Below are 21,745 nucleotides of genomic sequence, written 5' to 3'. Positions count from 1 at the left end.
AGGAGGCGGGCCACCAGGTGAGGTTCGCGAGCATGTGGTGAAAACTATCACAGGTGATCGGACCAGGGCGGGCCGATGACGTGGGGCTGTCATCCAGCCCCGGTGCGTGCGGGCGGCGTAGGCTTGAGGGGTGCCAGCAGTGAACCTGGGGATGCCGAAGCTCCCCGAAGTCCTCGCCCCCCGCCGCAAGTCCCGCCAGATCAAGGTGGGCAAGGTGCTCGTGGGTGGTGACGCTCCGGTGACCGTGCAGTCCATGACGACCACGAAGACCACCGACATCAACGGCACTCTCCAGCAGATCGCCGAGCTCACGGCATCCGGGTGCGAGATCGTCCGCGTGGCCGTGCCGCACCAGGACGACGCCGACGCGCTCAAGATCATCGCGATGAAGAGCCAGATCCCGGTGATCGCCGACATCCACTTCCAGCCGCGCTACATCTACACCGCGATCGACGCGGGGTGCGGCGCCGTCCGGGTGAACCCGGGCAACATCCGCGAGTTCGACGGCAACGTCGGCAAGATCGCGGAGGCGGCCAAGGCCGCCGGCGTGTCTCTCCGCATCGGGGTGAACGCGGGCTCGCTCGACAAGCGGATCCTCGCGAAGTACGGCAAGGCCACCGCAGAGGCTCTCGTGGAGAGCGCCGTCTGGGAGGCGTCGCTCTTCGAGGAGCACGACTTCCACGACTTCAAGATCTCCGTCAAGCACAACGACCCCGTGGTGATGGTCAAGGCGTACCGTCAGCTCGCCGAGCGGGGCGACTGGCCCCTGCACCTCGGCGTGACCGAGGCCGGTCCCGCGTTCCAGGGCACGATCAAGAGCGCCACCGCGTTCGGCATCCTGCTCGGCGAGGGCATCGGCGACACCATCCGCGTCTCCCTGTCGGCCCCGCCCGCCGAAGAGGTGAAGGTCGGCCACCAGATCCTGCAGTCGCTGAACCTCCGCGAGCGCAAGCTCGAGATCGTCTCCTGCCCGTCGTGCGGACGTGCGCAGGTCGACGTCTACACGCTCGCCGAGAACGTCACCGAGGGCCTCAAGGACATGACGGTCCCGCTGCGGGTCGCCGTCATGGGCTGCGTCGTCAACGGTCCGGGTGAAGCCCGTGAAGCAGACCTCGGCGTCGCCTCGGGCAACGGCAAGGGCCAGATCTTCGTCAAGGGAGAGGTCATCAAGACCGTGCCGGAGGCCGAGATCGTCGCCACGCTCATCGAAGAGGCGAACCGCATCGCCGCGGAGATGGGGCCCGACGCGCCGCTCGGCGCCGCTCAGGTCGTCACGGTCTGACCGAGAACCGCAAGGAGACGAAGATGTCGCAGCTGCCCGCACCCGTCCAGGCGATGATCGACGCGATCAACGCGGCCGACACCGACGCCTTCGTCGCGGCCTTCACCCCCGCAGGCTTCGTGAGCGACTGGGGCACCGTCAAGGCGGGTCCCGACGGCGTCCGCGGGTGGGCCGACAGCGACGCCATCGGCGCAGGGGCGCGCATGACCGTGCTCTCGTCCGAGACCGAGGGCGACACCACGCGCATCCGCTTCGGCTGGGCGAGTCGCGTCTTCAACGGCGAGTCGGACGGCATCTTCGTGGTCGACGGCGACAGGCTCGCCAGCTTCACCATCCCGCCCGGGCACTGAGCGTCCGCTCGTCCCTCGGCTGAATCCCTAGGAGAACCATGTCCACTGTCGTGTCATTCGCCGCAGGTGCGCTCACGGGCGACGGCATCGTCACCCGCGTCGAGCGCGGCGGAGCCGACGGCGCTGTGGTCGTGGTGGACGCGACGCCGTTCCACCCGGTCGACCACACCTGGCCGGACCAGCCGGGAGACGCCGGCGCGATCTCTCACGGCGGAGACACCGCGAGTGTGGCCGAGGCCGTCATGGCGGCGGCATCCGATGACGGCGCTTTCGCGGTGGGCGGCGACATCCCGGTCAAGCGCGGCGCGGAAGGATGGACCTGGCTCGTCGCGCATCGGCTCGACGGGGCAGCTCCGGACTGGCTGGTCGAGGGGGCTGAGGTCACGCTGGCGGCGGATGCCGGTCGACGCGCGGGGCTGAGCCGCGGACACACGGCATGCCACCTCGCTTCGCTGGCGCTGGACCTCGCGGTCGCGGACCTGTGGCGCAAGGACCCAGGGGCGGACGCCCTCGGGACGCCCGACTTCGAGGGGCGAGCGAATCAGTCGAGCCGGATCCACGAGGATGGCGCCGTCGACGAGTACCGGCTCGGCAAGAGCCTGCGCAGGGCAGGCTTCGACACGGAGACGTTCTCGGCGACCCTCGCCGATCGTGAAGCGAGCATCAATGCGCAGCTGGCGGCGTGGGTGGCAGCATCCGCTCCGAGCCGCATCGTGACCGACGGCCCGACGATTGTCGACCGCCGCACCTGGGTGTGCGAGCTCCCGGAAGGCACGGCGGAGATCCTCTGCGGAGGCACCCACGTCTCATCGCTGGCGGAGTTCGCCTCGATCTCGGTGACGCTCGACCTGAGCGATCCGCAGCTCCTCGTGATGACGACGACCGCCGTTCCTGCATCCTGACGCCGTAGCCCGACGGGGCAGGCGCTCGGCCGCGTCACATGTTCAGGCGTCGGCGGTCTCCGGCCTGTGCGCGGCATCCTCGAGGATCCGATCGACCCAGGGGTCTCGGGGCAGCGTCGCGACCTCGTCTCGGGTGAACCAGCCGGTCTCGACGAGCTCGTCGTCGACGAAGGAGATGTTCGCGCCCGCAGGCAGCCGGCACTCGTAGGCGATGCTGACGTAGCTCACGCGGTCGCCGTTCGCGTACTCGAAGACGAAATCGCTTCCGCCGTACGCGCCGACGATGCCGCCGACGACGGGAACGATGCCCAGCTCCTCCCGCACCTCCCTGGCCACGGCCTCCTGCGGTTCTTCTCCTGGCTCGATGCTCCCGCCCACTGTTCCCCAGCTCGGCGATCCGTGCTGTCGCGCGAGGAGGAAGCGCGAGCCGTCGCGGATCACCGCGGTCACGCCGGGCAGGAGAAGGAGGTCGTGTCCGACTCGGCTGCGGAGATCGCGCACATACGGGGAGATGGCCATGACGCCGAGCCTACGTCGGCAGGCCTCGTCTCGCGTGAGCTCAGCGGACGAACCCCGCGCGCACACGCCCTCCCGCGCGCTCGAGCTCGGTGTCGACACGGTCGGCGAAGCTCCTGTGGTCTCCTGAGAGCAGTGGAGCGCTCAGCATCTCCGTCCTTTCCTCGCTCAGGGCACGGAGTCGCCGAGGCAGCCACTTCCCCGTGGCGATCCACCGGCCCTCCGAGAGGAGCATGAGCTCGGCGATCCGCTCGAAGAGGGCGGATGCCGTCACCTGGCGCTCCAACGGATCGACGGCGTCGCGCAGGTCATCGACGAGGTCCGTGATCATGTAGCGACGGAGGGCGGACTCCTGGGCCGTCAGCGTCGGACCTTCATCCAGGATCGCGGTCCATGCGCGACGGAGTCCGTCGAGACGTCCGTCGTCGCGGACAGGGCGCCCTTCCGTGAGCATGTGCACGATGACGGGGCGGTGCTGCGCGACGCCGCGATGGGCCCAGGCGTCGAAGCCGTCGAGGGTGTACGCGAAGACCTCGACCGTCTCTCCCTCGAACTCGTATGTCGCCGCCCGGCTCGTCTGACCGGAGTCGTCGAAGAGCCCGTCGCCGAGCAGGAGCAGATCGATGTCGCTCGACGCGGTGCGCTCGCCGCGGGCGGTGCTCCCTCCGACGACGGCGATCGTCGCGTCGGGATAGTTCCGGGTGATGAAGCGCTCAGCGAGAGCGAGAAGGTCTTCCATGTCCGTCACAACGCGAACTCGACCTCTCCGCGGGCGATGTCCGCGCGCACGACGGTGAGGCGCACCGTGGAACCGGGGGTGGCGTCCGCGGGGAGCGGCGCCGTCGCCGTGACGGCCGGCTCGGCGATCTGCACCCTGCCCTTGGTTCCGTGTACGGCGATCACGGTCGCCTCGATCGTCGCGCCGACGAGCGGCGTCAGGAGGGCGGCCTCGACGCAGTTGATCGTCGCGGCGTCGAGCTTCGACGCACGCTGTCCGGACTCCTGCATGAGCGCGGGAAGCTCGGCGAGCGAGTCGCGCGCCCAGGACGGCGCCTCGGCGCCCCGTGAGATCGCGAGGCAGATGACGAGAGACCAGCGGTCGACCAGGCGTCGCAGCGGAGCGGTCGTGTGGGCGTAGGGGGCCCCGATCGCCGCCTGGGCAACGTCGTCGGGAACGGCGCCGTCGAAGGTGACGTAGCCCGCCCCGCGGAACAGCGAGGCCGCGGCTTCGAGGATCGGCAGGGTCAGCGGATCCGCACGGTCGAGCCCGCGCAGATAGTCGCCGTAGCGCCCCGTCGTCCAGGGGCGACCCAGTGCGGCCGTCTGATGGCGGAACTCGTCGAAGGACCTCTCGTCGGGCTGGGGCATCGTGCGCAGCACCCCGACCCTGGCATCGAGCATCAGGGATGCCGCGGCCATGCCGGTCATGAGCGACAGCTGCGCGTTCCAGTCCTCGACGGGAAGCGGCCGACGTCTCTCGATCGCGTACGCGCCGTCGGGGGCGCGCACCACCTCCTCATCGGGAAGGTTGAGGCTGGCGCCACCGCGCAGCCTCTCCTGTTCGATGCGCAGGGCGCCGATCTCGGGGAGCAGCGACGCGGGGCCGTCGTCTCCACGGTCCAGGGACGCCTGGGCGCTCACATAGTCCAGCTGTGCTCGCGAGCGGATGAGGGCGCGCTCCAGGCGGAACGCGCCGACGACGCCCGCCTCGTCCAACGAGAACGTCCACACGAGGGCGGGGCGATCGACATCGGGGAGCAGGGATGCCCGGTCCTCGCTCAGCACGCGCGGATGCAGCGGGATCGTGCCGTCCGCGGCGTACAGCGTCTGCCCGCGACGTCGGGCTTCCGCGTCCACAGCCCCGCCGGGGGCGACGAACGACGGGACATCGGCGATCGCGTATCGGACCGTGTAGCCCGAGCCGTCGCGCTCCAGATGGAACGCCTGATCGAGATCGCGGGACCCGGCGGGATCGAGCGTCGCGAAGGGGACGTCCCTCAGATCCAGGTCCGGCTCGGACACCGAGACGCGCTCGGCCTCGGCGAGGGCTTCGGGGGAGAAGTCCTTCGGCGCATCCGACTCCTCCCTGAGGCGTGCCAGCGCTGCGGCCAGCTCGGTCTGCGCGGCGGACGGGGCGACATGCGATCGACGCTGGGGCATGCCCCCACACTATGCCGCGGCGATTCCGACGCTTTCAGCGACGCGTCATCCGGCGCGATCCACCGGCCCCTGTGTCCGTGCGCCGCACTAGCGTGGTCTCATGACCACTGCTGCGAAAGCCCAGACCCTCATCGGCCTCTATGAAGCCCCCGAGATCCTTCGCGTCGTGAACGTGTGGGATGTCGTCTCCGCGCGCGCGGTCGCCGCGCTGCCCGAGACGAGAGCCATCGCCACCGCCGGCCACGGCGTTGCCGCGTCCTTCGGCTACGACGACGGCGCGACTCCCCGCGAGATCATGATCGACATGGTCGGCCGCATCGCGGCGGCCGTCGACGTCCCGGTCACCGCCGACCTCGACGACGGGTACGGCGATGCGGGGGAGACCACGCGTCTCGCGATCGCCGCCGGCGTCGTCGGCGCGAATGTGGAGGATCGTCTCCGGCCTCTCGACGAGTCGGTCGCGGCCGTCGCTGCCATCGTGAAGGCAGCGGAGGCCGAGGGTGTGCCGTTCGCTCTCAACGCCCGCACCGACGCCTTCGTGCGCGGGGGAGGTCGTCCGGTGGAGGAGAGCATCGCCGACGCGATCCACCGCGGGCGCGCCTATCTCGACGCCGGCGCCACCGCCGTCTTCGTCCCCGGAATCCTCGACGAGGCGGTGACCCGTCAGCTCGTCGATGGCATCGGAGAGCGCAAGGTCAGCGTGATCGGCCTCCCCGGCGCGCTCACCGCGGCCCAGTACGAGTCGTTGGGCGTCGCCCGCATCTCCTACGGCCCGCTGCCGCAGCGCGTGGCGCTGACGGCCGCGCAGGAGCTCGCGGCGAGCCTGTACGCGGGCGGCGTCATCCCCTCGGGTCTCCCTGCGCTCAACTGAGCCCGTGAAGGCGGGCGACCACGGGTCACTAGACTGGGCCCGTGGTCACTCGTCTCTCCAATTTCTTCCTCCGCACACTCCGTGAAGACCCGGCTGGCGCCGAGATCGCCAGCCACAAGCTGCTTATCCGCGCCGGATACATCCGACCGCAGGCGGCCGGCATCTTCGCGTGGCTGCCGCTCGGTCTGCGCGTGAAGGCCAGGATCGAGACCGTCGTCCGAGAGGAGATGGCCGCAGCGGGCGCCCAGGAGGTGCACTTCCCGGCGCTCATGCCGCGTGAGGCGTACCAGGCCACCGGCCGCTGGGAGGAGTACGGCGATCTGCTGTTCCGGCTCCAGGACCGCAAGGGCGGCGACTACCTGCTCGCCCCGACGCACGAGGAGGCCTTCACCCTGCTCGTGAAGGACCTCTACTCGTCCTACAAGGACCTGCCCCTCACGATCTACCAGATCCAGGACAAGTACCGCGATGAGGCGCGTCCGCGCGCCGGCCTGCTCCGCGGACGCGAGTTCACGATGAAGGACGCCTACTCCTTCGACTCGTCCGACGCCGGTCTCGACGTGAGCTACCAGGCCCAGCGCGACGCCTACGAGCGGATCTTCCAGCGCCTCGGCCTGGAGTACGTGATCGTGCAGGCGGACGCCGGTGCCATGGGCGGTTCCCGCAGCGAGGAGTTCCTCCACCCGACTCCCGTCGGCGAGGACACCTTCGTCCGCAGCGCCGGCGGCTATGCGGCGAACGTCGAGGCGTTCACGACGGCGGTTCCCGCCGCCGTGCCGTTCGACGCGGATGCGTCCCCCGTGATCTTCGACTCTCCGAACACCCCGACGATCGAGACGCTCGTCGCGCACGCCAATGCGAACCTCGACGGCGAGTACTCCGCCGCCGACACGCTGAAGAACGTCGTGCTCGCTCTCACCCACCTCGACGGCACCCGCGAGCTCGTGATCGTCGGCATCCCCGGCGACCGCGAGGTCGACGAGAAGCGCGCGGAGGTCGCCTTCGCACCCGCCGAGGTCGAGACCGCCACTGCGGACGACTTCGAGAACAACCCGCTGTTGGTCAAGGGCTACATCGGCCCCTGGTCGGAGACCGGCGCGATCCTCGGTGAGGAGTCGGCCACCGGCATCCGCTACCTGGTCGACCCGCGCGTCAGCGAGGGCACCAGCTGGATCACGGGCGCGAACATCGATCAGAAGCACGCGCACTCGGTCGTCGCGGGACGCGACTTCACCGCGGACGGCGTCGTGGAGATCGCGAACGTGCGCGCGGGCGACCCCGCTCCCGATGGCTCCGGCCCCGTGGAACTCGCCCGGGGCATGGAGATCGGTCACGTCTTCCAGCTCGGTCGCAAGTACGCGGAGGCGCTGGGGCTCAAGGTCCTCGACGAGAACGGCAAGCTCGTGACCGTCACCATGGGTTCCTACGGCATCGGCGTGACCCGCATCCTCGCGATCATCGCCGAGCTGAACAACGACGACAAGGGCCTCATCTGGCCGGCATCCGTCGCTCCCTTCGACGTGCAGGTCGTGGCGGCGGGCCGCGATCAGGTCGCCTTCGACGTGGCCGCCGACATCTCGGCGCAGCTGGAGTCCGCAGGACTCGACGTGCTCTACGACGACCGGCCCAAGGTCTCTCCCGGCGTGAAGTTCGGAGACGCCGAGCTGGTCGGCGTGCCGAAGATCGTCATCGTCGGTCGGGGCGCCGCAGACGGCCAGGTCGAGCTGTGGGACCGTGCCACCGGCGACCGCGACACGGTCTCCGTCGACGACGCGCTCGAGCGGCTGTCGCGCCGCTGATCACGACGAGAGCCGCGTCCGTTCTTGAGGGCGGCGCGGCTCTCTTCGCGTCTAGAGCGTGAGCTCGCAGCCGAGCGCGGTCTGCGCGTACGACACGATGTTCGCCCGGTAGGTGGCGGCGCCGTGCTCCAGCCCGATCAGCGGGTAGAGGTCGTAGGCGTCCTCGAGAGCGACGATGTTGCGCGCGATCACGGTGAGATCGGCCGTGGGTCGGAACACCCCGATCGCGGCGCCGACCTCGATCGTCGAGCGGTACAGCGACACCTGCCGTTCGACGATGGAACGGTGCAGCGGGCGATACTCCGGCTGCTCGCGGAGCAGGGGGATGCTCTCGTACGCCATGCGCAGGTGATCGCTGATCTCATCGGGCACGCCCGCGGTGATCAGCGCGACGAGCCGCTTCGCCGGATCGGGCTGCCCCTCGGCGATCATCCGCCTCTGCTCGTACATCTCCTCGAGGACGCCTTCGACGGTGGCGTACATCAGCTCGTCGAAGCTGGGGAAGTAGTAGAGCACGCTCCCCGTGCTCACCGCGGCCTCCGCGGCGACGGCCCGCACGTTCGTGCCGCCGATGCCGCTCCGGCGGGCGACCCTCCTGGTGGCGGAGATCAGCTCCGCGCGACGGACGGCGCGTCCTCGCTGCTCGGCCACGTCCTTCTCCTTCTCGCCCGACGTCACTCGTCGTCGGGAACGAGCGTGGTCAGTTCAGCATAGTGCTGGGGGCGGCGGCTCCTGAGGATGAAGCCGGTCACGATCCCCGCCAGGAACAGCACCGGCGTCGGGGCCAGCAGGGCGAGGTTGATCGGCCCAGTGAGGCCGGTCACGAGGTCGAAGTTGATCGCGATGAGCACCCAGCCGACGATGAGCCCGAGGGCGCCGAGGGCAGGGGCAACGATCACGCGCCACGCGCTGTGGTCCCTCCTGTCCTTGAGGAAGAAGCCCACCACGGCGATCGCGGCCACCGCCTGCGCGAAGACGAGACCCGCGACGCCGATCGAGTACACCGGCAGCGCGAAACCCAGGAAGGGATCGGCCCCGGTGACGAGAGTGACGAGCACGGCGACGAGGGAGACGATCGACATGACGAGACTCGCGTGGTGGGGGGCCTGAGTGGTGGGCTGCGTCTGAGCGAGCCATGACGGCAGCAGCCGCTCGCGGCCGAGCGAGAACAGGTAGCGGGAGCTGGCGTTGTGGAAGGCGAGGAGGCAGGCGAAGAAGCTCGTCACGATGAGGATTCGCATCGTGATTCCGGCCCAGGCGCCGAGGTACTGGTCGCCGGCGTGGAACACCATGTCCTGGAAGTCGTCTTGCAGCGCGAGCTCGAGCACGCCGTCCACGCCGAAGGCGACGGTGAGGATCCAGAACGTGAAGGCGTAGAACACCGCGAGGAAGGCGATGGAGATGTAGGTGGCGGCGGGAACGGTCCGAGCCGGATCCTTCGCCTCCTCGGTGTAGATCGCCGTGCTCTCGAACCCGAGGTAGGCGCCGAAGCCGAAGACGAACAGGGCACCGCTGCCCGCGGCGAAGAAGACGTTCTCGGGAGCGAATGAGGCGAACGAGATCGGCTCGGGCCCTCCCTGCGCGAGGACGGCGATCGCGAGGATCAGCAGGATCGCGACCTCCGCGGTGAGCAGCACGGCGAGGACCTTCGCGCCGACGTCGATCTTGCGATAGCCGAGCACGCCGACGATCAGCAGAGCCACGATCGCGTAGACGGTCCACGGCAGCTCGATGCCGAAGAGCGCAGCGAACGTCATCTCGCCGAAGAAGCCGACGAATCCGTAGAAGCAGATGCACAGCGCCGCGTACGAGAAGATCGTCACGAACACGATGCCGATCCCGATCGGCTTGCCGAGACCGCGCGCGCCGTAGACGTAGAACGCACCGGTGTTGCGCACGTAGCGCGACATCGCCGTGAATCCGAAAGCGAAGAGGATGAGGACGACGCCGCTCGCGAGCATCGCTCCTGGCCCTCCGATGCCGGCGAGGCGGAAGTCGGTCGCCGCTGCGCTCGCGACGACGGTCAGGGGAGCGGCGGCGGAGACGACGAAGAACACGATCGCCCACACGCCGAGACGCCTCTGTGCGAGTGTGGTGGTGGTCGTTGTGGGCACGGACGGAGGATTCGGGTGAGACATCTGCGGCTCCGGAATCTGACGGGTCGGGTGTGAGGATCGTATGCGATCTTCTGAACAGTGATTCAAAAGGGTTAACCTGTGTGTGTCAAGCAAAACAGGGAAATCGGTGACTAGAATCTGAACAATCGTTCATAGTTGATCGGAGCAGTGATGGAGTCATCCGCGGAGACGGCGCGCACGGAGCGCCCCGTCAGGGCACGCGACCTCGGCATCGGATTCGCCGGGAGGAGCGGCCCGCTCAACACGATCACCGACGTACCGGGACTCGCCGTCGGTCAGCGGACGCTGATCGAGGGGGAGGGCGCAGGCGCGGTGCGGACCGGCGTGACGGCGATCCTGCCGCGAGGGCGTTCCGGAGTCGGCGTGCCCTGCGCCGCGGCCGTCCACTCCTTCAACGGCAACGGAGAGCTCACCGGGCGCGCGTGGATCGACGAGTCCGGCGCGCTGTCCATGCCGATCGGGATCACGAGCTCGCACTCCGTGGGTGCGGTGCACAGCGGCATCGACCAGTGGGTGGCCGAGGTGGCGCCGCACGTCGCCGCGCAGTGGATGCTGCCGGTCGTGGGGGAGACGTGGGACGGCTATCTCAACGACATCAACGGCGGCCATGTCACGGCGTCGACCGCGCGGGAGGCGCTGGATGCCGCGTCCGAGGGGCCAGTGGCCGAGGGCAGCGTCGGCGGCGGCACCGGGATGAACTGCTACGGATTCAAGGGCGGGACGGGCACCTCATCCAGGGTCGTCCGGCACGGCGATGACGAGTACACCGTCGGCGTGCTGATCCAGGCCAACTTCGGCTCGCGCGACGAGCTGCGCCTGGACGGCATCCCGCTGGGGTCGCGCTCTGCCGCGCCGAACCCGATGGAGCGCGACGACTGGTTCCATCGGGAGCGGGAACGACTGCGCGCCCCCGGTGGGGCAGGATCGGCGATCGTCGTGATCGCCACGGATGCGCCCCTGCTGCCCGGTCAGTGCGGCGCGCTGGCACGGCGGGGAGCGATCGGTCTCGGACGCAGCGGCACAGCAGGAGGGCACTTCTCCGGCGACATCATGCTCGCGCTGTCCACGGCGAACGAGGGCGCCCTCACCTCCTCGTTCCCCTCGGACGACCGCGCAGAGTACGAGACCCTGCGCTTCATCCCGTGGGGGCGCATCGACCCGTTCCTCACCGCGGTCGCCGAGGCGGTCGACGAGGCGGTGTGGAACGCTCTGGTCGCGGCGGAGGACATGGTCGGCCGTGACGGACACGTCAGCCACGCGCTCCCGCACGAGGAGGTCAGGGCGGCGGTCGCCGAGGTGAACGCTCGCTGACCGGCGGCGTTGCGTCGGCTGTGCGGCGGTTCGCGTGACACGCTGGACGCATGACTGAGGAACCACTCCCCGAAGCGCTCAGCGCCGAGATCAACAGAGTGCTCGACGACGCCGGAGTGCGGTCCGACCGGCGACTGGTGATGCGGATGCTGCGTACGGCCATCCTCCTCGGAGAGGACGGCGCCGACCGCCTCGACCTCAAGATCGCCTCGGCTGCGCTCGCCGAGATGCGGGATGCGTTCCGCCTGTTCGCCCCCTACGGCGGAGTGCCGAAGGTCACGGTGTTCGGATCGGCCCGCACGAGGCAGGACGATCCGCTCTATCGCCAGGCGCGGGACGTGGCGTCGGCGCTCGCCGCCGACGGCTGGATGGTCGTCACCGGGGCGGGCCCGGGCATCATGCAGGCGGCGGCCGAAGGAGCGGGTCCTGCCCTCTCGCTGGGCGTCTCGATCCGTCTGCCCTTCGAGGAGAAGGCGAACGCGATCATCGAGGCCTCGGACCACGTGGTCGCGATGAAGTACTTCTTCACCCGAAAGCTCATGCTCATGAAGGAATCGCGCGGCTTCATCTGCCTGCCCGGCGGCTTCGGAACGCTGGACGAGATGTTCGAGCTGCTGACCCTTCAGCAGACGGGCAAGGCGGAGCCGATGCCGATCGTGCTGCTCGATGAGAAGGGCGGCACCTTCTGGACCGGACTCAAGCGGTTCATCGACGAGGATCTCGCTCCGACCGGAGTCATCTCCGAGGGCGACTTCGATCGTGTCGTCATCACCGACTCGATCGAGGCCGCGACGGCGGAGATCACCGGGTTCTGGCGCAACTACGACTCCCTGCGCTGGGTCGGCGGCACGCTCGTGCTCCGGCTGAGGAATGCGCCAACCGACGCCGAGATCGAGGATCTCAACGAGCGTTTCGCCGGGATGCTGATCTCAGGCCGCATCGAGCGCACCGCGCCTCGCCAGCCCGAGGTCGCCGATGACGACCTGCTCGATCTGCCGCGATTGTCCCTGCACCTCGATCAGTACCGCGTGGGGGAGCTGTTCCGCCTGATCCGCGCGATCAACGATCTGCCGTCTGCTCCCGCTCCCTGATCGCGGCGGCGAACGCCGCGAGGTCCACGGGGCGGCCGAGGATCCTCTCCGCGGCCCTGTGACCCGAGTAGAACGCGGCGCCCACGGTCGCGGGCTCCTCTCCCCACGTCGCCTCGCCGGCGAAGTGGAGGACGTCGTCGACCGGGCCGGCGAGAGCATCGTGGTCGTGGTGCGACGAACCGACGGCCAGGTGCGAGTAGGAGCCGTCCGAGAAGCGATCCTGCCCCCAGCGGGTGATCCAGTGCGCCGTCGGTGCGGGGACCCTCGTACCGTACAGCGCACGGAGGGCGGCGACGGAGTCGGCCACGACGTCCTCGTCCGACAGCTCCTGCATGCGCCGGCCGAACGGTCCGGCGGCGAACGTGAGGAGCGTCGGCAGACCGCTCACCGCGGAGACGTCGTACCAGGAATGCCAGTGCTCGCCCGCTTCGCCGAGCGCTCGGATGACGTAGCTGTCCTCGTTCCAGAACCGTTCGGGGAATTGGACGAACACCTTGTTGAACACGCCCATGCCCAAGCGCTCGATCGGGCCGGACACCTCATCGGGGAGCGGTGGGGTGAAGGCGATCCTCCCGGTCTTGAGCACTCCGAGCGGCACCGTGACGATGACACGATCGGCCGTGAAATCCTCGCCCTCCGCGGTGACGACGACGCCGCTCGCAGAGCGGGACACCCCGGTGACGGTGTGGTTCAGCCGCACGTCGAGCCCGGCGCCGATCCGGCGCGGGAGCTCGTCGTAGCCGCGTGGGAAGATGACCTCGTCGCCGTCGATCGCATCCTCGTCGAGTCCGTGCGCGTCGAGATCGCCGATCCAGGCGCCGCACTGCTCCTCGACGCGATGGCGGAAGAACTCGCGGATCTCATCGATGCGCTCCGCGTCGAGTCCTGAGCGGTCCAGCGCGCGCTCGGTCACGTCGAGGTAGGTGTCGCCGGGAGCGGACGATGCGATCTCCTCGACGAGCAGGCGATCGGCCTCGTCGACGTCGGCGATCCACTGCGCCGTGGCGGCGGCATCCATCGCCGCGCCGTCCCCGTCGAAGTTCTCGATCGGGCGACCGCCGACCTGGAAGCTGCCGACCGTGTACTCGAGGGTCGGGATGCCGAGGGCCTGCGTGAGATCCCACAGCGGCGACCCGTCGATCCCGTGTATCCACGAGGCGCCGAGGTCGACGGGGAAGCCGGACGCGCGGTCGGTGTTCATCCGTCCGCCGATCCGATCGCGTCCCTCGAGCACGACGACCCGCTGGCCGGCATCCGCCAGCATCCGTGCGCTCGTCATCCCCGACATGCCTGCACCCACAACGATGGTGTCGAACCTGGTCACGCGTTCCTCCTGCGTTCCGTCGCCGCAGCGGTGCGGCTCGCCGCGTTCCGGCGTCGCGCCCAGGCTATCGCTGCACGCCCGCCGCGTCGCCCTGACCGGCGGAGAGGGCGGGATGCCGCCCGCTTCCGGTATCCTGGACCGATGCCCGCGGTCGATTGCGCGAGGCGAGAGCTGAATAGAGAGGCCGTCATGGACATCGAACTGAGTCTGCTGCGTGGGATCGAGAAGGAGAAGGCGATTCCCTTCGACGAACTCGTGTCGATCATCGAACAGGCCATCCTGACGGCGTACAACAAGCACGTCGCCGGAGACGGCCCCGCGCCTGAGGGCGTCCGCGTCTCCCTCGACCGCAAGACCGGTCACGTCGACGTGCTCCAGGTCGTCACCGACGAAGAGGGCGCCGTCATCGGCGAGGAGGACGCGACTCCCGACGACTTCGGCCGCATCGCCGCCTTCGCCGCGAAGCAGGTCATCAGCCAGCGTCTGCGCGACATTGCAGACGACGCGGTGCTCGGCGAGTTCCGCGGCAAGGAGGGCGACATCGTCGCCGGCGTCATCCAGCAGGGGCCGAACCCGAGGATGATCCACGTCGACCTGGGCTCCGTCGAGGCCATCCTCCCGCCAGAGGAGCAGGTCCCCGGTGAGGAGTACACCCACGGCTCGCGCCTCCGCGTCTACGTGACCAGCGTGGCCAAGGGACTCAAGGGCCCGCAGATCACGGTCTCCCGCACGCACCCCGGTCTCGTGCGCAAGCTGTTCGCGCTCGAGGTGCCCGAGATCGCCGGCGGACTCGTGGAGATCGTCTCGCTCGCCCGTGAGGCCGGCCACCGCACCAAGATCGCGGTGAAGGCCAACGACCCGGCCATCAACGCCAAGGGCGCCTGCATCGGCGAACTCGGCCGTCGCGTCCGCGCGGTGACCGAGGAGCTCGCGGGGGAGAAGATCGACATCATCGACTACAACCCCGAGCTCGCGGCCTTCGTCGCGAACGCGCTGTCGCCGGCCAAGGTGACCAGCTCGTTCATCCTAGACGCCGGCACCAAGGCCGTCCGCGCGCTGGTCCCCGATTACCAGCTGTCGCTCGCGATCGGCAAGGAGGGGCAGAACGCCCGTCTGGCCGCGAAGCTGACCGGCGCCAAGATCGACATCCAGCCCGACAGCGTCCTGGACTGATCCGCTTCCCGGACTCGCCCCCTCGGGCGGTGAGTCCGGGTGAAACGCAGGTGTAAGATGGAACCCGTACGAACGTGCGTCGGCTGTCGCGCGCGTGCTCCCCGCTCCACTCTGCTCAGGGTGGTGTCCCAGAACGACATCCTCATCATCGATGAGAGTGCTGTGCTGCCGGGGCGTGGCGCGTGGGTGCATCCGACGCGGGAATGCATGGATGCCGCACTGCGGCGCCGCGCTTTCGGACGAGCACTGCGTGTGTCCACGATTCTGGACACGCAGACCATCGAAGATTATTCGCCAAGAAACAAAGGCTGAACAGCTATGGAAACAAAGTGAACGGCTCGAAATGAGACCCGTCCGCGACTAGTGGTCTGCCCTGTCTGGGTGGACCGAACCCGACAGGAGAATTGTGGCTGGTAAACCACGCGTACATGAGATCGCCGCCGAACTCGGCGTCGACAGCAAGATCGCACTTGCAAAGCTCAAGGAACTCGGAGAGTTCGTCAAGAGCCCCTCTTCGACCATCGAACCGCCGGTGGCGCGCAAGCTGCGCGCCGCGATCGAGTCCGATGCCTCGCTGAAGTCCTCGGCAGACGCCGCCCCGGCGTCGAAGCCCGCCGCAGCCAAGCCGGCAGCGGCCAAGCCCTCCGGACCCACCCCGGGTCCGAAGCCCGGCCCCAAGCCTGCTCCGGCCCCTGAGGTCGCTGCTCCGGCCGCTCCCGCGGTCGCCGAAGCTCCGGCAGAGGCCGCTCCGGCGGCTCCCGCGGCTTCCGAGGCCGCAGCCAAGCCCGGTCCCGCAGCTCCGAAGCCCGCCGATGGCGGAGCTCCGAAGCCCGGTGCGCCGCGCCCCGGAAACAACCCGTTCTCCTCCTCGCAGGGGATGGGTCAGCGTCCCGCGGGTCCGCGTCCTGGCAACAACCCGTTCGCTTCGGCGCAGGGCATGGGCCAGCGTCCGACGCCTGGCAACATCCCGCGTCCGCAGGCTCCGCGCCCCGGCGCGCCCCGCCCGGGCGCTCCGCGCCCAGGTTCCCCCCGTCCCGGCGCTCCGCGCGGTGGACAGGGCGGTCGTCCCGGCGCTCCGTTCCAGCAGCGTCCCGGTGGCCCCGGTCGTCCCGGCGGCGCCGGTGCACCCGGCGCCGGTCCCGGCGCACGTCCCGGCGGCGGCGGTTTCGCCGGTCGCCCGGGTGGCGGCGGTGGACGCGGTCGTGGTCCTGGCGGCGGTACCGCCGGTGCCTTCGGCAAGGGCGGCGGCAAGAGCAAGCAGCGCAAGTCGCGGCGGGCGAAGCGGCAAGAGTTCGAGATGCGGAGTGCTCCGGTCGTCGGTGGCGTCAACGTCACCCGCGGCAACGGAGAGGTCATCCGCATGCGCCGCGGCGCGTCGATCGCGGACTTCGCCGACAAGATCGAGACGCTGACCGGTTACACGGTGCAGCCCGGAACCCTGGTCACGATCCTCTTCAACCTCGGCGAGATGGCCACGGCCACCGAGTCGCTGGATGAGGCGACCTTCGAGGTCCTCGGCGCCGAGCTCGGCTACAAGATCCAGATGGTCTCGCCCGAGGACGAGGACAAGGAGCTCCTCGAGGGCTTCGGTCTCGACCTCGAGGCCGAGCTGGAGAACGAGAGCGAGGACGACCTCGAGATCCGTCCTCCCGTCGTCACCGTCATGGGTCACGTCGACCACGGTAAGACGCGACTGCTCGACGCGATCCGTCAGACCAACGTCATCGAGGGTGAGGCCGGCGGCATCACCCAGCACATCGGCGCCTACCAGGTCTGGACCGAGCACGAGGGCATCGAGCGCGCCATCACGTTCATCGACACCCCCGGTCACGAGGCGTTCACCGCCATGCGTGCCCGTGGTGCGCAGGTCACCGACCTCGCGATCCTCGTGGTCGCGGCCGACGACGGCATCATGCCGCAGACGGTGGAGGCCCTGAACCACGCCCAGGCGGCGAACGTGCCGATCGTGGTCGCGGTGAACAAGGTCGACAAGCCCGAGGCCAACCCGGCCAAGGTCCGTCAGCAGCTCACCGAGTACGGTCTCGTCGCAGAGGAGTACGGCGGCGACGTCATGTTCGTCGACGTCTCGGCCCGTGCGGGAACCGGCATCCAGGAGCTCCTGGACGCCGTGCTGCTCACCGCCGACGCCGGTCTCGACCTCACGGCCAACCCGAACAAGGGCGCTCGAGGCGTCGCCATCGAGGCGAAGCTCGACAAGGGTCGCGGTTCGGTCGCCACCGTGCTGATCCAGTCCGGAACCCTCCGGGTCGGCGACGCGATCGTCGCGGGCACCGCCTACGGACGCGTGCGCGCCATGGCCGACGAGAACGGCGAGCAGGTCCTCGAGGCCTACCCGTCGCGCCCGGTGCAGGTGCAGGGTCTGAACTCGGTGCCCCGTGCCGGTGACGTCTTCATCGTCACCGAGGAGGACCGCATGGCCCGCCAGATCGCTGAGAAGCGTGAAGCGGTCGAGCGCAACGCCCAGCTGGCCAAGGCCCGCAAGCGCATCTCGCTCGAGGACTTCACCCGTGCTCTCGAAGACGGCAAGGTCGAGTCGCTCAACCTCATCATCAAGGGTGACGTCTCCGGTGCCGTCGAGGCGCTGGAGGAGTCGCTCCTCAAGATCGAGGTCGACGACTCGGTGCAGCTGCGCATCATCCACCGCGGCGTCGGTGCGATCACCGAGTCGGATGTGAACCTGGCGACGATCGACAACGCGATCATCGTGGGCTTCAACGTCCGCCCCGACACGAAGGCGCGCGAGCGCGCCTCCCGTGAAGGCGTCGACATCCGGTTCTACTCGGTCATCTACAACGCGATCGACGAGATCGAGAGCTCCCTCAAGGGAATGCTCAAGCCGGAGTACGAAGAGGTCCAGTCGGGTGTCGCCGAGATCCGCGAGGTGTTCCGCTCCTCGAAGTTCGGCAACATCGCCGGTGTCATCGTGCGGTCGGGAACGATCACGCGAAACGCCAAGGCTCGCGTCATCCGCGACGGCGTCGTGCTCGCCGATGGCCTCGCCATCGAGTCGCTGCGCCGCTTCAAGGACGACGTCACCGAGGTCCGCACGGACTACGAGGCGGGTATCGGCCTGGGCAAGTACAACGACATCCAGATCGGCGACGAGATCGAGACCACAGAGATGGTCGAGAAGCCTCGCGGCTGATCGAGTTCGATATCTTCGGGCGAGGATGCTGAGCGCATCCTCGCCCGAAGGCTTCGTAGAGGGAGAGAACAATGGCTGGTGAAAGACAGGCTCGTCTTGCGGACCGCATCCGCGTGATCCTCGCCGAGCGGCTGGAGAAGGGGCTGCGCGATCCGCGCCTCGGCTTCGTCACGATCACCGACGTCCGCGTCAGCGGCGATCTTCAGCATGCATCCGTGTTCTACACCGTCCTTGGCACGGAGGAGGAGCGTCTCGCCAGCGGCGCCGCTCTCACCTCCGCCACGGGGATGCTGCGCAGCGAGGTGGGCAAGCAGCTCAGCACGCGCCTCGTGCCGACGCTCGAGTTCATCCCGGACGCCCTGCCGGAGAACGCGGACCACATCTCCGCGCTGCTCCGCCAGGCGCAGGAGCATGATGCAGAGGTCGCCAGGCTCGCGTCCTCGGCATCGCACGCCGGCGACGCGGACCCGTACGTCCACGCGGACGACGACGCCGATCGCTGATCCCCGTCCGGGGTTTTGCTACCCTCGGCTGTGCGAGGAGGTTCTCGCACATCCGGGGGGAACAGCATCAACGTTTCGAGCAGTCGCTTCGCAGCGCCGGACATCGAAGAGGTCCTCGCGGACCTTCGAGACGCGGCGCTGACCTGCGCACCACATGTAATGGCCCGCATCGCCGCTCAGCTGAACGGCGACCGTGAGGCGATCCGCGATGTCGTGCGCATCCTCGACCCTGCCGTGCGCACGGGGATGCGCCCGCTTCCTTCTCCGCTGCCGCTGGTCGCGTCGATCACGGCGCGATACGACGGCATCGAATGGAGCGAGCGCGACCGCGATCTCCTCCTCGCCCTCGCTCTGCGCCTGGACGATGCGCTGGCGCCGCTGCTCGCTTTCGACGGCCGGAGCGCCGAGGAGCTGATGCGGAGTGCGATCGGCGCGCACCTCGTCGTGCGCGCGGGGCGGATTCGACTAGTCGATCCTCTTCTCGAGGTCTGGCTGCGGGCGACCGCGGACCCGGTCGTCGAGGCCTCGGTGCACGAGAGGCTCGCCCGCATCTTCGGCGCGCCCGGCGCCGGAGTGGACGCGGACTGGCATCGCGCGCGCGCCTCGTCGTACGGCATCCCTGAGACCGCGCCGGAGCTGACCCGCATCGCACGGAGACTCTCCGAATCAGGACATCCCGATGGTGCACTGCTCCTCGCGGCGGAGGCTGCCGCGCACGCCACCGGATCGGATCTCGACGAGGCGCGTCAGGTCGCCGGCGCCGCCGCCATCGGCGCCGGATACGCCGCGGAGGCGGCGGCCTGGCTCGGCGCGCTGTTCCCGGCTGGAACGGAGCGCTTTCGCCTGCAGGGGCTCGGAGGACTCGTGGTCGCCGAGGCGTTCCTTCAGGGCGCGGTCCCCGAGGTGGACCCCGGTTCGCTCCGGCCACAGTCGGGTGACGACGAGGACTGGTACTCGTGGGCGCGAGCAGCCGCCTTCGCCGCCGTCCTCAGCGCGGAGCGCGGCGATCGACGCGGGATGCGGATCTGGCTGGAGGCGCTGCGTGAAGGCTGCGCGAGAGTCGGAGCCGAGAGCACGCTGCGCGACCCCGTCGTCACCCTCGCCTGGCTGATCGCCGGGGAGGACGAGATCGACGGCGAGGTCGGAGCCGGGCCGCTCACCGGAGGGATGCTCCGTGCCCTCCGCGCTTCGGTCGACGGGGACCTCGATCAGGCGCTGAGGTTCCTGGCGGCCGGCGGGTCCGGACTCGGGACCGAGGTCGACCCGTTCGTCGCCGGTTTCGAACATAGCCCGCTCGTCGCGGCGTACCGCGCCGTCGTCGAGGTGCTGCTGCTCGTCTGGCGGGGCGATCTCGGCCACGCCAGGGAGCGGCTTCGGGAGGCGGCGCTCGACCTCCCCGTCGCGATGCCCTTCGCCGGTCTCGGGGTGGTCCTCGCACGACGACTCGACCTCGCCGTGAGCGGACGCATCGGTCCGATCTCCGAAGCGCTGACAGCGTCGCTGCCGTCCGCTGTCCGCATCGACCGGCTCGTGGATCACGCCGTCGAGACGTTCCTCAGGGGAGAGGCCGACGAGGCGTCGTCGTTCTTGAGGCTCTGGGCGGACCGCGGCTCTCCCCGAGGACAGTTCTCCGTCCCCGAGCTCGACGAACTCGTCCGCGATGACGGAGCGCCCGCGTCCCCGTTGATCGAGCCGCCGGACGCCCGGCTGTCGCGTGAGCTCATGTCGCGCATCGCGGCGACGCCTGATGCGCGGTGGCGACGGGAGCGCGACGAGATCGTCCTCGCGACGAGGGCTCTCGCGTCCCCGTTCTCCCGTGCCAGGGTCGAGTCGATGCTCGGCACCCGTGCACTGGTCAGGGACGAGCCAGCCGTGGCCCGCGAGCATCTCCAGACGGCGCTGACCCTGTTCCAGACGGCCGGTGCCGAGGCGTGGGCCCGCGACGCCGAGGAACGCCTCTCGGCGGCGGAACGGGAGGATCGTGCGGCTGACGCGGAGGACAGCCTCGTCGGTGCGTGCCGCCGCGCCTGGGAGCCGGTGCTGACGTCCAGGGAACTGGAGGTCGCGATGCGCGCCGTGACGGGAGGATCCAACCGCGAGATCGGCGACGATCTCCGCGTCTCGGTGCGCACGGTCGAGGTGCACCTCGGTCGGGTGTTCGTGAAGCTCGGCGTGCGCAACAGGGTCGAGCTGACGGTGCTGGCTCATCGCGCCGGACGGTACTCCTAGCCGGTGGTCGGCATCGGGCTCACCGGGGGAGGGAGAGCAGCTCTCCATCGGCCTCGGCGAGACCGTCTGCGATGAGCGAGTCGATCGCCCTGTCGCGCTGCTGCGGATCGGGCCACTCGGGCAGGATCGCAGGGATCGGCACCGGACGAGGGGCCGATTCCCGCAGCATCCGCAGCACCGCGCCCCTGGCCTGACGATCCGAGCCCTCAAAGGCCGCCTGCCGGCGACGCCGGTCGCCCGTGTCTGGTCGGCCGGCCGCCACCCACGCGCACCGGTCGAGAAGCGGGCAGATCTCGCAGCGGGGCGTCCGCGCTGTGCACACCGTGGCGCCGAGCTCCATCGCGGCGGCGTTGAAGATCGCGGATTCGGCATCCGAAGCGGGCAGCAGCGACTCCATGAGATCGAGATCGCGACGCGACGGGGGCGCGGGCTGGGCCTGTCCCTGGATCGCGCGGGCGAGCACGCGTCGTGTGTTGGTGTCGACCACGGGATGCCGGTCGCCGTAGGCGAACACGGCGACGGCCCGCGCGGTGTAGTCGCCGATGCCGGACAGCGCGAGCAGCGCGTCCACATCGCGCGGGACCACCCCGTCGTGGCGCTCGGTGATCTCGATGGCCGCCCTGTGCAGCCACAGCGCCCGGCGCGGGTAGCCGAGGTTCGCCCACTGGTGCACGACCTCGGCGGGAGAGGCCGCGGCCAGAGCGACCGGCGTGGGCCAGCGGGTGAGCCACGCCTCCAGGTGCGGGATCACACGGTTCACCGGTGTCTGCTGCAGCATGAACTCGCTGACCAGCGTTCCCCACGCCCCGTACTCGTCGTGGAACTCCGGGCGCCGCCACGGGAGATCGCGTGCGGCTCCGCGATACCACTCGGGCAGACGCGGCAGTCCCGCGCTCGCGGGAGAGGTCATCGCGGGCATCTCGCCAGCCT

At 69.5% G+C, this 21,745-nt stretch carries 19 protein-coding genes; 12 read left to right on the top strand and 7 right to left on the bottom strand.

Translation table 11 applies throughout. The features are described from left to right. Positions 1-130 precede the first annotated feature (130 nt). From ispG to CQ047_RS09645, 3 genes are read left to right on the top strand one after another with little or no spacing between them, the layout of a single operon-like run. Positions 131-1,282 (top strand): flavodoxin-dependent (E)-4-hydroxy-3-methylbut-2-enyl-diphosphate synthase, encoded by a 1,152-nt coding sequence (ispG, locus tag CQ047_RS09655; protein ID WP_181155891.1) that lies wholly within the window; start codon positions 131-133, stop codon positions 1,280-1,282. A gap of 23 nt (positions 1,283-1,305) precedes the next feature. Then, positions 1,306-1,632, top strand: coding sequence for a hypothetical protein (locus CQ047_RS09650; RefSeq protein ID WP_105674647.1), 327 nt, complete (start codon positions 1,306-1,308; stop codon positions 1,630-1,632). A gap of 38 nt (positions 1,633-1,670) precedes the next feature. Beyond that, entirely contained in the window at positions 1,671-2,534 is an 864-nt protein-coding gene (locus CQ047_RS09645) for a hypothetical protein (RefSeq protein ID WP_105674645.1), read from the top strand. Between the two features lie 42 nt (positions 2,535-2,576). Here the strand turns inward: CQ047_RS09645 and CQ047_RS09640 are convergent, their stop codons facing one another. From CQ047_RS09640 to CQ047_RS09630, 3 genes are read right to left on the bottom strand one after another with little or no spacing between them, the layout of a single operon-like run. Continuing rightward, entirely contained in the window at positions 2,577-3,053 is a 477-nt protein-coding gene (locus CQ047_RS09640; protein ID WP_105674643.1) for an NUDIX domain-containing protein, read from the bottom strand. Between the two features lie 40 nt (positions 3,054-3,093). Next, complete coding sequence (locus CQ047_RS09635) at positions 3,094-3,789, bottom strand: nucleotidyltransferase domain-containing protein (protein ID WP_146114310.1); 696 nt, start codon at positions 3,787-3,789, stop codon at positions 3,094-3,096. A gap of 5 nt (positions 3,790-3,794) precedes the next feature. Beyond that, positions 3,795-5,210, bottom strand: coding sequence for an RNB domain-containing ribonuclease (locus CQ047_RS09630; RefSeq protein WP_105674639.1), 1,416 nt, complete (start codon positions 5,208-5,210; stop codon positions 3,795-3,797). A 100-nt stretch (positions 5,211-5,310) separates the two neighbouring features. Here CQ047_RS09630 and CQ047_RS09625 point away from each other — a divergent pair, with 100 nt between their 5' ends. Both CQ047_RS09625 and CQ047_RS09620 read left to right on the top strand, forming a co-directional pair. Next, positions 5,311-6,081: an isocitrate lyase/phosphoenolpyruvate mutase family protein gene (locus tag CQ047_RS09625; protein WP_105674637.1), complete on the top strand. Its 771-nt coding sequence runs from the start codon at positions 5,311-5,313 to the stop codon at positions 6,079-6,081. A 41-nt stretch (positions 6,082-6,122) separates the two neighbouring features. Beyond that, complete coding sequence (locus CQ047_RS09620) at positions 6,123-7,880, top strand: proline--tRNA ligase (protein WP_105674635.1); 1,758 nt, start codon at positions 6,123-6,125, stop codon at positions 7,878-7,880. Positions 7,881-7,931: 51 nt separating this feature from the next. Here the strand turns inward: CQ047_RS09620 and CQ047_RS09615 are convergent, their stop codons facing one another. Beyond that, positions 7,932-8,531 carry a TetR family transcriptional regulator gene (locus CQ047_RS09615; protein WP_105674722.1) on the bottom strand — a complete coding sequence of 200 codons (600 nt, stop codon included), beginning with the start codon at positions 8,529-8,531 and terminating at the stop codon, positions 7,932-7,934. A gap of 23 nt (positions 8,532-8,554) precedes the next feature. After that, entirely contained in the window at positions 8,555-9,994 is a 1,440-nt protein-coding gene (locus tag CQ047_RS09610) for an APC family permease (protein WP_223586620.1), read from the bottom strand. Between the two features lie 174 nt (positions 9,995-10,168). Here CQ047_RS09610 and CQ047_RS09605 point away from each other — a divergent pair, with 174 nt between their 5' ends. Next, positions 10,169-11,329, top strand: a complete 1,161-nt coding sequence (locus CQ047_RS09605; protein ID WP_105674631.1) for a P1 family peptidase — start codon at positions 10,169-10,171, stop codon at positions 11,327-11,329. Positions 11,330-11,379: 50 nt separating this feature from the next. Next, positions 11,380-12,420 carry a TIGR00730 family Rossman fold protein gene (locus CQ047_RS09600; protein ID WP_105674629.1) on the top strand — a complete coding sequence of 347 codons (1,041 nt, stop codon included), beginning with the start codon at positions 11,380-11,382 and terminating at the stop codon, positions 12,418-12,420. Here the strand turns inward: CQ047_RS09600 and CQ047_RS09595 are convergent. Beyond that, positions 12,389-13,744 carry an NAD(P)/FAD-dependent oxidoreductase gene (locus CQ047_RS09595; RefSeq protein ID WP_105674627.1) on the bottom strand — a complete coding sequence of 452 codons (1,356 nt, stop codon included), beginning with the start codon at positions 13,742-13,744 and terminating at the stop codon, positions 12,389-12,391. The genes CQ047_RS09600 and CQ047_RS09595 overlap by 32 nt on opposite strands. 189 nt (positions 13,745-13,933) lie before the next feature. Between CQ047_RS09595 and nusA the strand changes: the two genes are divergently transcribed. The 5 genes from nusA (at position 13,934) to CQ047_RS09570 (ending at position 20,815) form a co-directional block, all read left to right on the top strand. Next, positions 13,934-14,917, top strand: a complete 984-nt coding sequence (gene nusA, locus CQ047_RS09590) for a transcription termination factor NusA (protein ID WP_105674625.1) — start codon at positions 13,934-13,936, stop codon at positions 14,915-14,917. A 57-nt stretch (positions 14,918-14,974) separates the two neighbouring features. Beyond that, on the top strand, positions 14,975-15,229 hold the full coding sequence (locus tag CQ047_RS09585; protein WP_105674623.1) for a YlxR family protein: 255 nt from the start codon (positions 14,975-14,977) through the stop codon (positions 15,227-15,229). 94 nt (positions 15,230-15,323) lie between these two features. Next, complete coding sequence (gene infB / locus CQ047_RS09580) at positions 15,324-18,083, top strand: translation initiation factor IF-2 (RefSeq protein ID WP_105674621.1); 2,760 nt, start codon at positions 15,324-15,326, stop codon at positions 18,081-18,083. 71 nt (positions 18,084-18,154) lie between these two features. Next, positions 18,155-18,586, top strand: a complete 432-nt coding sequence (gene rbfA, locus CQ047_RS09575) for a 30S ribosome-binding factor RbfA (RefSeq protein WP_105674619.1) — start codon at positions 18,155-18,157, stop codon at positions 18,584-18,586. A gap of 159 nt (positions 18,587-18,745) precedes the next feature. Further along, positions 18,746-20,815, top strand: coding sequence for a LuxR C-terminal-related transcriptional regulator (locus CQ047_RS09570; RefSeq protein WP_105674617.1), 2,070 nt, complete (start codon positions 18,746-18,748; stop codon positions 20,813-20,815). 19 nt (positions 20,816-20,834) lie between these two features. On the opposite strand, the gene CQ047_RS09565 is transcribed toward CQ047_RS09570, so the two are convergent. Continuing rightward, positions 20,835-21,734 carry an A/G-specific adenine glycosylase gene (locus CQ047_RS09565; RefSeq protein ID WP_374954058.1) on the bottom strand — a complete coding sequence of 300 codons (900 nt, stop codon included), beginning with the start codon at positions 21,732-21,734 and terminating at the stop codon, positions 20,835-20,837. Between the last annotated feature and the right edge of the window lie 11 nt (positions 21,735-21,745).

The organism is Microbacterium sp. MYb72 (assembly GCF_002979415.1).
GTDB lineage: Bacteria > Actinomycetota > Actinomycetes > Actinomycetales > Microbacteriaceae > Microbacterium > Microbacterium natoriense.
Note: the sequence above shows the minus strand (reverse complement) of the source record. Positions and strands in the feature narration are given on the sequence as shown.